General features: G+C 69.7%; 12 protein-coding genes. 4 read left to right on the top strand and 8 right to left on the bottom strand.

Going from position 1 to position 13,653, the window contains the following annotated elements:
* Positions 1 to 245: 245 nt before the first annotated feature.
* The 3 genes from UAA55_RS01820 to UAA55_RS01810 all read right to left on the bottom strand — a co-directional run bounded on the left by UAA55_RS01820 (position 246) and on the right by UAA55_RS01810 (position 2,726).
* Positions 246 to 962 (bottom strand): DUF899 family protein, encoded by a 717-nt coding sequence (locus UAA55_RS01820; protein WP_322950959.1) that lies wholly within the window; start codon positions 960 to 962, stop codon positions 246 to 248.
* Between the two features lie 27 nt (positions 963 to 989).
* Positions 990 to 1,442 (bottom strand): MarR family winged helix-turn-helix transcriptional regulator, encoded by a 453-nt coding sequence (locus UAA55_RS01815; RefSeq protein ID WP_322950958.1) that lies wholly within the window; start codon positions 1,440 to 1,442, stop codon positions 990 to 992.
* 90 nt (positions 1,443 to 1,532) lie between these two features.
* Entirely contained in the window at positions 1,533 to 2,726 is a 1,194-nt protein-coding gene (locus tag UAA55_RS01810; protein ID WP_322950957.1) for a 4-hydroxybenzoate 3-monooxygenase, read from the bottom strand.
* 266 nt (positions 2,727 to 2,992) lie between these two features.
* On the opposite strand from UAA55_RS01810, the gene UAA55_RS01805 reads away from it, so the two are divergent.
* Positions 2,993 to 3,946, top strand: a complete 954-nt coding sequence (locus UAA55_RS01805; protein WP_322950956.1) for a helix-turn-helix domain-containing protein — start codon at positions 2,993 to 2,995, stop codon at positions 3,944 to 3,946.
* Positions 3,947 to 4,066: 120 nt separating this feature from the next.
* Here the strand turns inward: UAA55_RS01805 and UAA55_RS01800 are convergent, their stop codons facing one another.
* Positions 4,067 to 4,555, bottom strand: a complete 489-nt coding sequence (locus UAA55_RS01800; RefSeq protein WP_322950955.1) for a winged helix-turn-helix transcriptional regulator — start codon at positions 4,553 to 4,555, stop codon at positions 4,067 to 4,069.
* A gap of 148 nt (positions 4,556 to 4,703) precedes the next feature.
* Between UAA55_RS01800 and UAA55_RS01795 the strand changes: the two genes are divergently transcribed.
* Genes UAA55_RS01795 through UAA55_RS01785 form a run of 3 tightly spaced genes read left to right on the top strand, consistent with a single transcriptional unit; the run spans position 4,704 to position 7,396 of the window.
* Positions 4,704 to 5,546, top strand: a complete 843-nt coding sequence (locus tag UAA55_RS01795) for an SDR family NAD(P)-dependent oxidoreductase (protein WP_322950954.1) — start codon at positions 4,704 to 4,706, stop codon at positions 5,544 to 5,546.
* Between the two features lie 29 nt (positions 5,547 to 5,575).
* Positions 5,576 to 7,165, top strand: coding sequence for a phytoene desaturase family protein (locus UAA55_RS01790; protein WP_322950953.1), 1,590 nt, complete (start codon positions 5,576 to 5,578; stop codon positions 7,163 to 7,165).
* A 3-nt stretch (positions 7,166 to 7,168) separates the two neighbouring features.
* Positions 7,169 to 7,396 carry a hypothetical protein gene (locus tag UAA55_RS01785; protein ID WP_322950952.1) on the top strand — a complete coding sequence of 76 codons (228 nt, stop codon included), beginning with the start codon at positions 7,169 to 7,171 and terminating at the stop codon, positions 7,394 to 7,396.
* Positions 7,397 to 7,472: 76 nt separating this feature from the next.
* On the opposite strand, the gene UAA55_RS01780 is transcribed toward UAA55_RS01785, so the two are convergent.
* The 4 genes from UAA55_RS01780 to UAA55_RS01765 form a co-directional block, all read right to left on the bottom strand.
* Entirely contained in the window at positions 7,473 to 10,589 is a 3,117-nt protein-coding gene (locus UAA55_RS01780; RefSeq protein WP_322950951.1) for an efflux RND transporter permease subunit, read from the bottom strand.
* The gene (locus UAA55_RS01775) at positions 10,586 to 11,860 is read right to left on the bottom strand and encodes an efflux RND transporter periplasmic adaptor subunit (protein WP_322950950.1); all 1,275 of its coding nucleotides are present in this window, start codon (positions 11,858 to 11,860) and stop codon (positions 10,586 to 10,588) included. Before UAA55_RS01775 ends, UAA55_RS01780 begins: the two co-directional genes overlap by 4 nt.
* The gene (locus tag UAA55_RS01770) at positions 11,857 to 13,128 is read right to left on the bottom strand and encodes a TolC family protein (protein WP_322950949.1); all 1,272 of its coding nucleotides are present in this window, start codon (positions 13,126 to 13,128) and stop codon (positions 11,857 to 11,859) included. Before UAA55_RS01770 ends, UAA55_RS01775 begins: the two co-directional genes overlap by 4 nt.
* A 107-nt stretch (positions 13,129 to 13,235) precedes the next feature.
* Positions 13,236 to 13,589, bottom strand: coding sequence for a hypothetical protein (locus tag UAA55_RS01765; protein WP_322950948.1), 354 nt, complete (start codon positions 13,587 to 13,589; stop codon positions 13,236 to 13,238).
* Positions 13,590 to 13,653: the final 64 nt, after the last annotated feature.

Raw genomic sequence — 13,653 nt, 5'->3', positions numbered from 1 at the left:
GGTCGGCGACAGCCGAACAGAGGGGAACGACCGTTTTCAGCGCCCCTTTCGCACCAGATGCGGTGGCTCATTGCGCACCACCGCCGTCAAGGCGCACTGGGTCAGCACCAGTGCCAGCAACAAGCCGGTGGCGGCGTGGCGGAGGAGACGGGACATGGGGCGGACATCGGCTGGGGGCGGGAGGATGTTGAAGTAGAACCCGCCGTGTGTTCGCCAATGCACCCGTCCTTCCGGTATCAGCCGAATTACCCGTGGGGCATGTAATCCAGCTTGGGATACCAGTGCGGCGGCCGGCCGCCTGGGGTGCAGTCCAGCACCATCCACAACGGCGCCGGGTCGGGTGCGCCGCGCGGATCCTGGCCGGGGTCGGCGGTGGCACCGGTCATCTCGCCTGACCAGAAATGGCGGATGGTGCCGTCGCGCCGGGTGAAGACGTTCAGCGCCGGGATTTCCGACCCGTCGGCCAGCACACCGAAATAGTCGCGGGAGTAGGCGCCGTCGGCGTCGCTGTAGAGCCGCAAGTGGCGCCAGCCGCGCTCCCGCTTCCAGGCCAGCAGCTTGTCGATGGGTGATCGGGCGATGACGGCCAGCGACACCTGTTGGCCGATGTCAGCGGCGTTGCCCTCCCACCCGCCCAGCAGATTGGTGCACATGGGACAAGGGCGTTGGCGTTGGGGGCCGAACATGTAGCTGTAGAGCACCAGGGTGTCCTTGGTCCCGAACAGGCCGGCGAAGTCGGTGGTGGCGCCGTCCTCGCCCACGAAGCGGTAATCGCCGGTGACCGGGCCGCCGGGCGGCAGGGCACGGCGCTGCGCCGCCACCCGTTCCAGATGGCGGCGCAACTCGATCTCCTCCGCCAGCAGGGCGGTGCGGGCGGCACGGTACTCGGCGCTTTCGTTGGGGAAGCGTATGGGGTTGTCACGGGCCAGCTGCTGGGCCGGGATCAGGGTGGGGGCATCCATGGTCGCTACTCCTCCGTCGTCTATTGTCTAGGAAAGGGCGATCAGATCTTCGCGCAAGCGGTCGGGGGCGGCGGGGGCCAGCCAGCCCTCCACCTCCGCATGGGTCGCGTGCCAGATAGGGAGGGCCGCCGCCAGCCGGTCGCGCCCGGCTTGGGTCAGGGCCAGCACGCGGCCGCGCCGGTCCTCGGCATCCACGGCCACCGTCAGCAGGCTATCGCGTTCCAGGGGCTTCAGCGCCGCCGTCAGGGTGGTGCGGTCCACCGCCAGCAAATCGGCTACGGGCCCCAGCCGGGCGGGTACGGGCCGGTTGAGCGCCATGAGCAGGGAGAACTGACCGTTGGTCAGGCCCACGGGGCGCAGGGCTTCGTCAAACCGCCGGGCCACCCGCCGGGCGGCGCGCTGCAGATGCAGGCACAGGCAATGGTCGCGCACGTGCAGCGTGGTGGCGTAGGGGACGGCTTCTATGGGCTGTCGAGACATGGGTTAATAATGTTGATACCAACGTTATTAGTCAAGAAAAAGACGGCCGCCACGGCAGCCGCTTTTTCCCCCATTCCGCGAGCGCGCAGGTCAGATGGGTAGTCCCACGTAGTTCTCCGCCAGGGCGGTGGCGGCGGCGCGGGAGCTGACGACATACTCCAGGTCGGCCTCGCGGATGCGATGCTCGAAGGGGCTGGCGGCCTCGTCCGTGTGCAGCATGGTGGTCATGTACCAGGAGAAGCGCTCCCCCTTCCAGATGCGGGCCAGGCAGGCGGCGGCGTAACCGTCCAGGCCAGCGCCGTCGCCCTTGGTGTAGAATTTCTCCAGCGCGCGGGACAATACCAGCACGTCGGCCACGGCCAGGTTCAGGCCCTTGGCGCCGGTGGGCGGCACGATGTGGGCGGCGTCGCCCGCCAGGAACAGGCGGCCGTGGCGCATGGTCTCGCAGACGAAGCTGCGCATGGCGATGATGCCCTTCTGGATGATGGGTCCCTCGGTCAGTGTCCAGCCGTCCACCGTCTCCAGCCGCTGGTGCAGCTCCGACCAGATGCGCGCGTCGGGCCACAGGGCGATGTCGTCCTTGGGGTCGCACTGGATGTACAGGCGCTGGATTTCGGGCGAGCGCATGCTGAGCAGGGCGAAGCCCCGATCGTGGCGGGCGTAGATCAGCTCATGGTGGGACGGCGGCGCCTCCGTCAAGATGCCCAGCCAGCCATAGGGATAGATCTTCTGGAATTCCGTGCGCCGCGCCGCCGGGATGGCTTGGCGGCTGGGCCCGTGGAAGCCATCGCAGCCGGCGATGAAATCGCAGTCCAGCGCGGCCGGCGTGCCGTCGGCCTGGGCGAAGGTGATGGACGGCCGGCCGGTCTCGACGCCGTGCAGCGCCACGTCCTTCACGCCGAAATGGATTTCGGCACCCTGGGCCAGGCGGTGCGCCACCAGGTCCTTGATCACCTCATGCTGGGGATAGACCGTCACCTTCTTGCCGCCGGTCAGTTCCTCCATGTCCAGATGGTGGCTCTGTCCCTTGAAGCGCAGGGTGATGCCGGTGTGGAAGTGGCCTTCGCGGGCCATGCGCCCGCCCACGCCCAACTGGTGCATCAGGTCGACGGTCCATTGCTCCAGCACGCCGGCGCGGATGGTGCCCTCGATCTCGGCCCTGGTGCGGGATTCAATGATGACGCTGGCGATGCCCTGGCGGTGCAGCAGTTCCGACAGGAACAGACCGGCGGGACCGGCGCCGATGATGCCGACTTGTGTACGGATCCTGGGTGATGCGGACATGGGGCGGGCCCTCCCGAGCCTGGGGTTTTTTATCCTGGCCGCCTGCGCGCGTCAGGCCGGCCGACCCCGAAACGATAGGGGCGGGACGCCCTTGCCCGGAATGGACGCAGATCCACAAAAATTGGATTTTTTCGCAACAATCGCCCAAGATAACCATCCGCCCACCTCACTGGGTGCGAGAACGGAACCCATCGAATTCATCGATAGATGTTATCGGCCATATCGATCCGCTTTTGGCATTTTTCCGCCGTGTCGGCGTGGTGGTCATGAGCCGCCCCGACATTCCCGTCTTTTCCCTGTATGGAGAGGCGCCGGCGACCGCCGAAGACCGCTTCCTGCATGTGGAACTGATCGAGGACCGCAGCAGCCTGGTGGACTGGCGCATCCGCCCGCACCAACATGGCGACCTGGTGCAGTTCCTTGCCATCCGCGAGGGGGCTGGCCGGGTGCAGGCGGACCAGCGCACCTGGACCTTCGATGGGCCCACCTTGATCCTGATACCGGCGGGGGTGGTACACGGCTTCGCCTTCGCCCGTGGCACCATCGGCTGGGTCGTCACCCTGTCGGACCGCATCCCGCGCGGCCTGGCCCAACGCGACCCCGCCTTCGCCGTCCTGGCGCGGGAGGCCGCGTGTTTGGAGATGGAGGGACAGGAGGACGCTTTCGCCGCCGTGCTGGCCGCCGCCGACGGCATCCTGGCGGAGTTGCGCGGGCAAGACGCCGGCCATCGCGCGGCGGCGGAGGGGCACATGCTGGTGCTGATGGCGGCCATGCTGCGCGTGGCGCGCCCGGCCATGGCGCCCAGCGCGGGCGCCGGCGGCCGCTCCGGCCAGGTGGCGCTGGTGGCGGCCTTCCGCTCCCTGGTGGAGCGGCATTACCGCAGCCACCGGCCGCTGGACGCCTACCTGACGGAGCTGCGCACCTCCTCCTCCACCTTGCGGGCCGCCTGCCTGGCGGTGACGGGGCGGCCGGCCATCGGCCTGATCCAGGACCGGCTGATGACGGAGGCCAAGCGCCTGATCCTCTACAGCGGCCAGACCATCGCCGCCGTGGCCTATGAGCTGGGCTTCGAGGACCCGGCCTATTTCTCCCGCTTCTTCAACAGGCAGAGCGGGGAGGCGCCGCGCGTCTGGCGCCGGCGGCTGATGGCGGAATGGCCGGTGGCCGACACCGCCTCGCTGGAGCCGCCGGACCCGCTGGCCGCCGTGGTCGAGGAGTGACGGGCGCCACCTGGCGGGACGGCGCCTTCAGCGGCCCCATCAAAACTTGGCATGCGGCACGACGCCGTAGGCGCGGCGCGGGACGCGGCTGCGGACCCGCCGGTCCAGGCCACCGGATAATCAGTCCTCCGGTCCGCTGTCATGGAAGCGGGCGCGGGCCGCCAGAATGGCGGCGTGGTGGCGCCGCACCCAGTCCATCAGCCCCTCGACCTGCGCCAGCAAATCCTGGCCCATGGCGGTCAGGGCGTATTCCACCTGCGGCGGCACGGTGGGGGTGACCCGCCGGTCGACCAGCCCGTCCCGCTCCAGCGAGCGCAGGCGCAGGGTCAGCATGCGTTGGGAGATGCGGGCCTCATCCGCCACCGCGCCCACCAGGCGGCGCAGGGTGGCGTGGCGGAACGGGCCGGCACCCAGCAGCAACAGCAGCAGCGTGCTCCATTTGTCCCCCAGGCGGCCAAAGATCTCGCGGATGGGATCCCCGCGGCCCCGGCCATCGGCCGCCATGCTGCGCACCATGGCGGCCAGTCGAGCGCCGCCGGGATGGTTATCCAGATCGGCCACGTTCAGCACGCGCGCCATCTGGGCCAACTCCGCATCGACATCCGCCATTCCATCCCCCCGGCAGTGCTTACCCGCTGTTTTACAAGCCATCGCCAGAAAGGGGGAGGGCACAAAAAGGTGCCGTCTTCCGCGCGTTCCCCACTGCCCTTAGCCTGCCGCCCATCAGATCAAGAATGGCCGGCGGGAGCGGCGACTGATGAAAACCTGGAACAATTTCAGCCCTTTGGCCGGCAAGGTCGCCATCGTCACCGGTGCCGCCGGCGGCATCGGCGCGGCCACCGCCCTGCTGCTGGCGGAACGTGGCGCCCGGCTGGTGCTGGCCGACATCGCGTTGGCGCCGGCGCAAACTGTGGCGGCGCGCATCACCGATGCCGGTGGCCAGGCCCTGGCGGTGCACCTGGATCTGGCCGATGAGGACAGCATCCGGGCCATGATCGATGCCGCCATGGCCACCTACGGGCGGCTGGACATCCTGGACAACAACGCCGCCGACCTGTCCATGGGCCTGCGCGACGGCGATGTCGAGACCATGGACCTGGCGGTGTGGGACCGCACCTTCGCCGTCAACCTGCGCGGCGCCATGCTGGCCTGTAAGCACGCCCTGCCGCACCTCGTGGCGGCCGGTGAGGGCCGGACGGTCGGCGGCGTCATCATCAACACCGCCTCCAACCTCGCCTTGCAGGGCCACATCATCCAGGCGGCCTACAGCGCCAGCAAGGCGGCGATGATCCAGCTGACCCGCTCCATCGCCGCCAGCCACGGCAAGCGCGGCGTGCGCTGCAACGCCGTGCTGCCCGGCCTGACCCTGTCGCCGGCGGCGCTGGAGAACCTGCCGGTTCGCCTGCGCGGGATCGTGGAGGCGGAAACGCTGACCCCCTATCTCGGCCGGCCGGAGGATATCGCCCACGCCGTCGCCTACCTGGCGACGGATGAGGCGCGCTACGTCACCGGCCAGTGCCTGGTGGTGGACGGCGGCACCAGCACCCACGTGCCGGGCATCGCCCCCTTCCGCGCCATGGTAGCGGAACAGCATCAATAAAATCAGTTCCTTATTAGGGAGAGCGTGAGATGTCGGACAAATACGACGTCGTCGTCATGGGCGCCGGTCATAACGGCCTGGTCGCGGCGGCCTACCTGGCCAAGGCGGGCAAGAAGGTGCTGGTGGTGGAACGCCAAGCCTGGCCCGGCGGCGGGGTGGTGACGCGGGAGCTGAACACCCCCGGCTACCGTCACGACCTGCATTCCAGCGTCCACATCATGATCCAGGGCAACCCCATGATCACACAGGACGAGCTGGGCCTCTTTGCCAGGTTCGGGCTGAAGTACAACTACTCCGACGTGCCCTACGCCAGCATCTTCGCCGACCAGAGCTTCCTGATCACCTACAAGGATCTGGACCGGGCCTGCGCCGAGATCGCCAAATTCTCCGCCAAGGACGCCGACACCTACCGCGTCTTCGCCCAGCGCAGCATGGAAATGCTGCCCATGTTCGTCTCCGGCCTCTACGCCCCGCCGCTGCCCATGGGCGCCTTCATCGCCATGCTGGACCAGAGCGAGGAAGGGCGGGAGATGCTGGACGCCATGAGCCGCAGTTCCGTCGACATCATCGACAATTTGTTCGAACACCCACGGGTGAAGATGCACCTGCTGAAGCTGGTGACCGAGAATTTGCAGATGCCGGATGAACTGGGCACCGGTATGGGCATCTACCTGATGCCGGGCATCATCCACACCTATGGTGTTTCCCAGCCCGTGGGCGGCAGCGGCGGCCTGACCGATGCCCTGGTGCGCTGTGTCGAGCATTATGGCGGCGAAATCCGCCTGAATGCCGAAGTCGGCAAGGTCATCATTTCCGGCGGCCGGGCGACCGGGTTGATGCTGGCGGATGGCGAGGTCGTTTCGGGCAAGGACGGCGTCATCGCCGCCATCCACCCCCACCGCATCCGCACATTCCTCGGGGCCGCCGTGGAAGAGAAGGTGGTAAGGCGGGCGGAGCGGGTGAACACCTCCACCTTCAGTCTGTTCGTCAGCCATTACGACCTGAAGAAGCGGGCCACCTTCTACGCCGGGCCGGAGGTGGCGACCGCCACCATGCTGGAATACTACACCTTCGATAGCCTGCCGGAGATGCTGGACGACTTCGATTGCCTACGCCGCGGCCGCCTGCCCAAGCGGCCGCTGACTGGTGGCAGTGATGAGACCCACGCCGATCCCACGCGCGCCCCGCCAGGCGCCGGTATCTGGCACGCCATCACCATGGCGCCGTACAGGCTGGAGGAGGGCGGTGCCGCCCGCTGGGACGAGATCAAGGAGGAGGTGGCGGACCACAACCTCAGCTTCTACCGCAAGTTCACGCCCAGCCTGACGGACGACAACATCATCGCCCGCACCACCTGGTCGCCCCTGGATATGGAGCGCAGCTCCCCCAACAGTTTCGTGAATGGCGACATGCATGGGGCGGCCCCCTTCATGTACCAGACCATGGCCCACCGCCCCACGCCGGACCTGGGCAATTTGACGGTGCCGGGCGTGAACGGGCTGTACCTGGTGGGTCCCTTCATGCATCCGGGCGGCGGCGTCTATGGTGCTGGGCGTGCCACCGCCATCAAGATGTTCGACGACCTCGGCATCGACTTCGACCGCGCGGTGGGGGCCTGAGCCATGGTCAAGATCTACGGGGCCGACAACAAGGAACTGATGACCGTGGCGAGCATCAAGGGGGAGGGTGATACCTTGGTCATCAAGGGCAAGATCTTCGGCGCCATGCCCATGACCGCCAAGATCCGGCCGGAGGAGGCGCGGGCCCTGCTGAAGATGCTGAACCCGAGGCTGGTGCTGTTCCTGCTGGCCTTCCTCTTCAAGCCGGCGGCGGGGAAGTCCGCGCAGTAAGTGTGAAAATCAAAGGCCCCACCCTGGCCGGTCCCGGGGCCCAAGGCCCGGGACCGGCTTTGGGTGCGACGGCCTTTTATGAGGCCGAACGCCGTTTCACCAGGGTGTACAGCGCCGGGATCACCAGCAGGGTCAGGACGGTGGAGGAGACCATGCCGCCCACCATGGGCACCGCGATGCGGCGCATGACTTCCGACCCCGTGCCCGCGCTCCACAGGATGGGCAGCAGGCCCGCCATGATGGCCACCACGGTCATCATCTTGGGCCGCACCCGCTCCACCGCCCCCTCCAGGATGGCGGCGCGCAGATCGGCGGGCGAGACCGGCGTTCCTTCCCGCGCCCGGCGGGCCTGGGCGGCCGACCAGGCGTGGTCCAGATAGATCAGCATCACCACCCCCGTCTCCGCCGCCACGCCGGCGAGCGCGATGAAGCCCACGGCGACCGCGACGCTGAGGTTGTAGCCCAGCGCCCACACCAGCCAGGCGCCGCCCACCAGGGCGAAGGGCACCGACAGCATGACGATCAGGGTTTCCGCCAGGCGGCCGAAGTTCAGGTACAGCAGCAGGAAGATCACGCCCAAGGTGGCCGGGACCACCAGGGCCAGCTTGGCCTTGGCCCGCTGCAGGTACTCGAACTGCCCGCTCCATTCCAGGCGATAGCCGGGCGGAAGGGTCACCTGGGCCGCCACGGCGCGCGCCGCCTCGGCCACATAGCCGCCCACGTCGCGGCCATGCATGTCGACATAGACGTAGCCGACCAGCTGGGCGTTCTCCGTCCGGATGGAGGGCGGGCCTTGCGTGATGGCCACGCCGGCCAGGTCGCCCAGCGGCACCATGGCGCCCGATGATACCGGCACCAGCACCTGGGTGGCGATGGCCTGGGGATCGCCCCGCAGGTCGCGGGGATAGCGGACGATGACGCCGTAGCGCTCCCGCCCCTCCACCGTGGTGGTCACGGTCTCCCCGCCCAGGGCCGTGGCCACCACCTGCTGCACGGCGTCGATGCCCAGGCCGTAGCGGGCGATGCGCTCGCGGTCGGGCGTGATCTCCAGGTAATGGCCGCCGCCCAGGCGCTCGGCATAGGCGCTGGTGGTGCCGGGCACGCCGCGCACGGCGCTCTCCACCGCCGTGGCCAGCCGTTCCAGCACCGCCAGGTCGGGGCCGAACACCTTGATGCCCACCGGCGTGCGGATGCCGGTGGACAGCATGTCGATGCGGGCCTTGATGGGCATGGTCCAGGCGTTGCTGACGCCGGGCAGTTGCAGCGCCTGGTCCATCTCATTGACCAGGCCCTCCAGGGTCAGGCCGGGCCGCCACTCCGCCTGCGGTTTCAGGGTCACCGCCGTCTCGCTCATCTCCAGCGGGGCGGGGTCGGTGGCCGTCGCCGCCCGGCCCGCCTTGCCATAGACGGACGCCACCTCGGGGAAGGATTTCAGGATGCGGTCCTGCGTTTGCAGCAGCTCCGCCGCCTTGGTGACGGAAATGCCGGGCAGGGTCACCGGCATGAACAGCAGCGTGCCCTCGTTCAGGTCCGGCATGAACTCCGAGCCCAGCCGGGACACCGGCCAGGCCGTCGCCGCCAGGGCCAGGACGGCCAACACCACCGTCGCCTTGGGCCAGCGCAGCACCAGCCTGATCAGGGGCCGGTAGGCCGCGATCAGCATGCGGTTCAGGGGGTTGCGCGCCTCCGGCACGATGCGGCCGCGCACGAAGAACAGCATCAGCACCGGCACCAGGGTGACCGACAGCAGGGCGCCGCCGGCCATGGCGAAGGTCTTGGTGTAGGCCAGCGGCTTGAACAGCCGGCCCTCCTGCGCCTCCAGCGCGAACACCGGCAGGAAGGAGGCGACGATGACCAGCAGGCTGAAGAACAGCGATGGCCCCACCTCCCGCGCCGCCGCCAGCAGGGCGGGGCCCCGGGGCTCTCCCGGGGCCAGCCGTTCCACATGCTTATGGGCGTTCTCGATCATGACGATGGCGGCGTCCACCATGGCGCCCAGGGCGATGGCGATTCCGCCCAGGCTCATGATGTTGGCGCCGATGCCCAGCGGCCGCATGACGGCGAAGGCCGCCAGGATGCCGATGGGCAGGGTGATGATGGCCACCAGGGCGCTGCGCACGTGGAACAGGAACAGCACGCAGACCGCCGCCACGATCAGGCTTTCCTCCAGCAAGGTGTGCTTGAGCGTCTCGATGGCCCGGCCGATGAGGTCGGACCGGTCGTACACCGCCTTGAGGGAGACGCCCTCCGGCAATGAGGGCAGCAGTTCCGCCAGCCGTCGCTTGACGCTGGCGATGGTGGTCAGGGCGTCGGCGCCGTCACGCTTGACCACGATGCCGCCCACCGCCTCCCCCTGGCCGTCCAATTCACCGATGCCACGCCGTTCATCCGGTCCCAGCTCCACCCGCGCCACGTCGCCCAGCAGCACGGGCGCCGCCCCGGCCGCGTCCGCCTTCAGCACCACCCGTTCCAGGTCGCCGGCGTCGCGGAGGTAGCCGCGACCGCGCACCATGTACTCGGTCTCCGCCATCTCCAGCGTGCGGCCGCCCACGTCGCGGTTACTGGCGCGCACGGCCTCCGACACCGCCGACAGGGGAATGCCGTAGGCCTGCAGCTTGCGGGGATCGACCACCACCTGGTACTGGCGCTCGAACCCGCCCAGCGCCGTCACCTCGGCCACGCCATCGGCCTTGGCCAGTTGATAGCGCACCAGCCAGTCCTGGAGGCCGCGCAGCTCGGCCAAGGTGCGGCCCGCACCCTGGACCACGTACTGGTAGACCCAGCCCACGCCGCTGGCGTCTGGCCCCAGCGATGGTGCCACCCCGGCCGGCAGGCGCTTTTGCGCGACATTCAGGTATTCCAGCACCCGCGAGCGGGCCCAGTACAGGTCCGTCCCCTCCTCGAACACCACATAGACGAAGGAGACGCCGAAGTTGGAGAAGCCGCGCACCACCTTGGACCGGGGCACGGCCAGCAGGGCGGTGGACAGAGGGTAGGTGACCTGGTCCTCCACCACCTGCGGCGCCTGGCCCGGATAGTCGGTGTAGACGATGACCTGGGTGTCGGACAGGTCGGGGATGGCGTCCAGCGGCGTGTGGCGCAAGGACCAGGCGCCCAGCAGGGCGATGAACAGGGTGGCGGCCAGCACCAGCACCTTGTTGGCCGCCGACCAGTCGATGAGGCGGGCGATCATGGCTGGCCCTCCTTGTTGGAGGTGAAGGCTTGAAGGGCGGCCTTCAGGTTGCTTTCCGCGTCGATCAGGAAGTTGGCGCCGACCACCACGCGGTCGCCCATGCGCAGGCCGTCGCGTACCTCGACCTTGCCATCGCCCCGGGCGCCCAGATGGACGGCGCGGGGCTGGAAGCGACCCTCGCCCAGGTCCAGCAGAACGGTCTGGCGGGCGCCGCCGTCCAGGATGGCGGACTCCGGGACCACCAGCAGGGTGGGGCCGTCACCGCCGGCGCGGGGCGTTTCTATGGTCACGCTGGCGTACATGTCGGCCAGCAGGGCGCGGTCGCGGTTGGGCAGGACGATGCGCACCCGCGCCGTCCGCGTCTCCCGCGATAGGGCGGGGTAGATGAAATCCACCACCCCGTCGAAACGGCGGCCGGGATAGGCCGTCAGCGTGGCGTGGGCCGCCTGGCCCGGCCGGACCAAGCCCGCTTCCCGCTCCGGCACCTCGGCCACCAGCCACACGCTGGACAGGTCGGCGATGCGGTACAGCGGCTCGCCCGGCGCCGCCCGCATGCCCGCCACCACCGGCTTGTCGATGACGACGCCGTCCGTCGGCGCCCGGATCGGTATCCGGCTGGCAACCTCCCCGCTGCGCTGCAGCCGGGCGATCTCCTCCGCTGGAACGTCCAGGGCCCGCAGGCGCGACAGCGCGGCGGCCACCAGATCGGCGGGCTGGCCGTGGCCCATGTCGGCGTGGCCATCCGACGCCAGCGACCGTGCCAGCAGATATTCCTTCTCCGCCGTCAGCAGGTCGGGGGCGTAAAGCTGGGCCAGGACCTGTCCCCGGCGCACGGTGTCGCCGGTGGCGGCCACGGCCAGCGTCTCCACCCAGCCTTCCGCCCGGGTGGTCACCACCACCTGGCGCCGCTCATCCAGCGCGACGGTGCCGGTTGCCTGCACCGAGCCCATCAGGGCCGGCACTTCCTCCACCAGCGCGGACCTGACGCCCAGGGTCTGCAGCTTGCCGGGTGCGACCCGCACCGTGCCCGCGGGTTCCGCGCCATCGGCGTAGACCGGCAGGTAGTCCATGCCCATGGCGTCCTTCTTGGGCACGGGCGAGGTGTCGGGCAGTCCCATGGGGTTGCGGTAGTAGAGAATCTTGTCCTTCCCATTGGGGCCCTTGCCATCGGCTTTGGGTGCTGGCGGGGTCTGGCCCTGGGCCGCAGGGACGGCCAAGGGGGCGATGAGAAGCGCCAGGCTCAAGCCCAGGGCGACGCGGGCGCGGGTCATAGCGGTCCTCCCACCAGGCGTTCCAGGGCGGCCACCGCCTTCTGCCCCTCCACCTCGATGCGCAGGAGGTCCAGCCGGGCCTGATGCAGGCGATGCTCCGCCTCAAGCACGGCGGCCAGGCTGCCCTGTCCCCGGCCATAGGCGGCCAGGGCGGCCTCGTGCGCGCCGCCCAGGTTGGGCAGCAGTTGGGCGCGGTACACGCCGGCCTGCTGGCGGGCGGCGTTCAGCGCCGCCAGCGCCTCGGCCAGGTCTCCCTCGATGTCCGCGGCCGTGGCGGCCAGGCTCTGCCGACTGGCGTTGGCCTTGGCCACGGCCTGGCGTTCCTTCGCCCGCTTAGGCTCCGCCTGCAGCGGGATCTTGAAGCCGATCGTGGCGGTGTAGCCGGTGGGCCCGTTGTCGCGCTGGATGGCGCCCACCGCCAGCGTCAGGTCGGGGTACCAGGCCTTGGCGGCCAGACGGCGCTCCTCCTCCGCGCCGCGCACCTCGGCGGCGCCGGCGGCCAGGCTGGGATTGTCCGCCAGGGCCCGGTCGGCCAGCACCGTCAGGGGTGGGGTGGATGCCGGCAGGGGGCGGCCGCCGGCCGGGATGGCCAGGGCCGCGTCCGCCGGACGGGCCATCAGGGCGTTCAGGCGCGCGGCGGCGGCGGTCCGATCGGCCGTCAACCGCGCGTTCTCCACCTCCGTGCGGGCGACTTCGGCGGCGGCCGTCAGCGCATCCCCCTGGCCGCCCAGGCCTTGGCCATAGCGGTCGGCCGCGTTCCTGGCCAATTGGCGGTCCAGGCGCAGGACATCATCGTTGACGGCCAAGGCGGCCGAGGCGGCGGCGTACAGGGCGAAGGTGCCCTTGATACGTTCCGCCAGTTCCAGGCCCAGGGCCCGTTCCCGGCCCCGTGCCGCGTCCACCGCCGCCAGGGCGGCACTGCGGCGCAGGTCGCGCTTACCCCACAGGGGGAACTCCTGCTCCACCGTGATGTAGGTCTTGTTGATGCGCGGGCCGCTGGTACGGTCGACCTCATCGGAATTGACGCGGAAGGTCGGATCCTCCAGCGCACCGGCGGCGGAGGCCTCGGCGTCCACGGCCGCCGTCTCCAGGGCGGCGGCCTGAAGGGATGGGTTCAGATGCCGGGCGGCGTCCAGCAGGCCGTCCAGATCGGCGCCCAGCGTCGGGGCGTCAGGGTTGGGCATGGTCTCCGCCCGCGTGCCGGACGCGAGCATGAGGACCAGCGCCGCCGCGGCGGTCGCCGTGCGGGCATGGGTGTATCGGGTCATGAAGGTTTCCCTCCCGAAAGGGTGTCGGGGCCGGCGTGCGAGGCCGGCGGCGCGGACGGGCCCTGGGGCGTCGGTGCCCCAGGCGAGGACGCCTCACGGCGTCCAGGTCACGCGACGATGGGAGGGAAGGGTTCCGGCGTGATGGATAGGCCGGCCATGGATGCGGAGGGCTGACGGAAGAAGGCCTTGCCGAAGACCGCCGGCGCCGCCGGCTGGCCGGACCGTTCCGGCAAGAGCGAGATGCCCAGGCAACCCATCTGCTTGAGGCAAGCCGCGCTCAGCCCATGGCAGGGCCCATCCTTGGACGGCGCGCCGGCGGACTGCGCCATGGGGCAGTCGTCGGGCATGGCCACGGCCGTCGCGCCGGGGGGTGGGTCCTGAGGCATGGCCTGGACCGTGGTGGCGCCCAGGAAGGACAGCAGGAAAAGGACGGTCACGACGCCGCGCAGGCACGCCGCCACGATCCCCAGGCCAAAGGCTGGAAAGCGGGGCGTCTTCCGCGAAGAGGGGAATTGGCGGCGCGGC

The sequence above is a fragment of the Nitrospirillum guanabarense genome (genome assembly GCF_034653355.1).
GTDB lineage: Bacteria > Pseudomonadota > Alphaproteobacteria > Azospirillales > Azospirillaceae > Nitrospirillum.
Note: the sequence above shows the minus strand (reverse complement) of the source record. Positions and strands in the feature narration are given on the sequence as shown.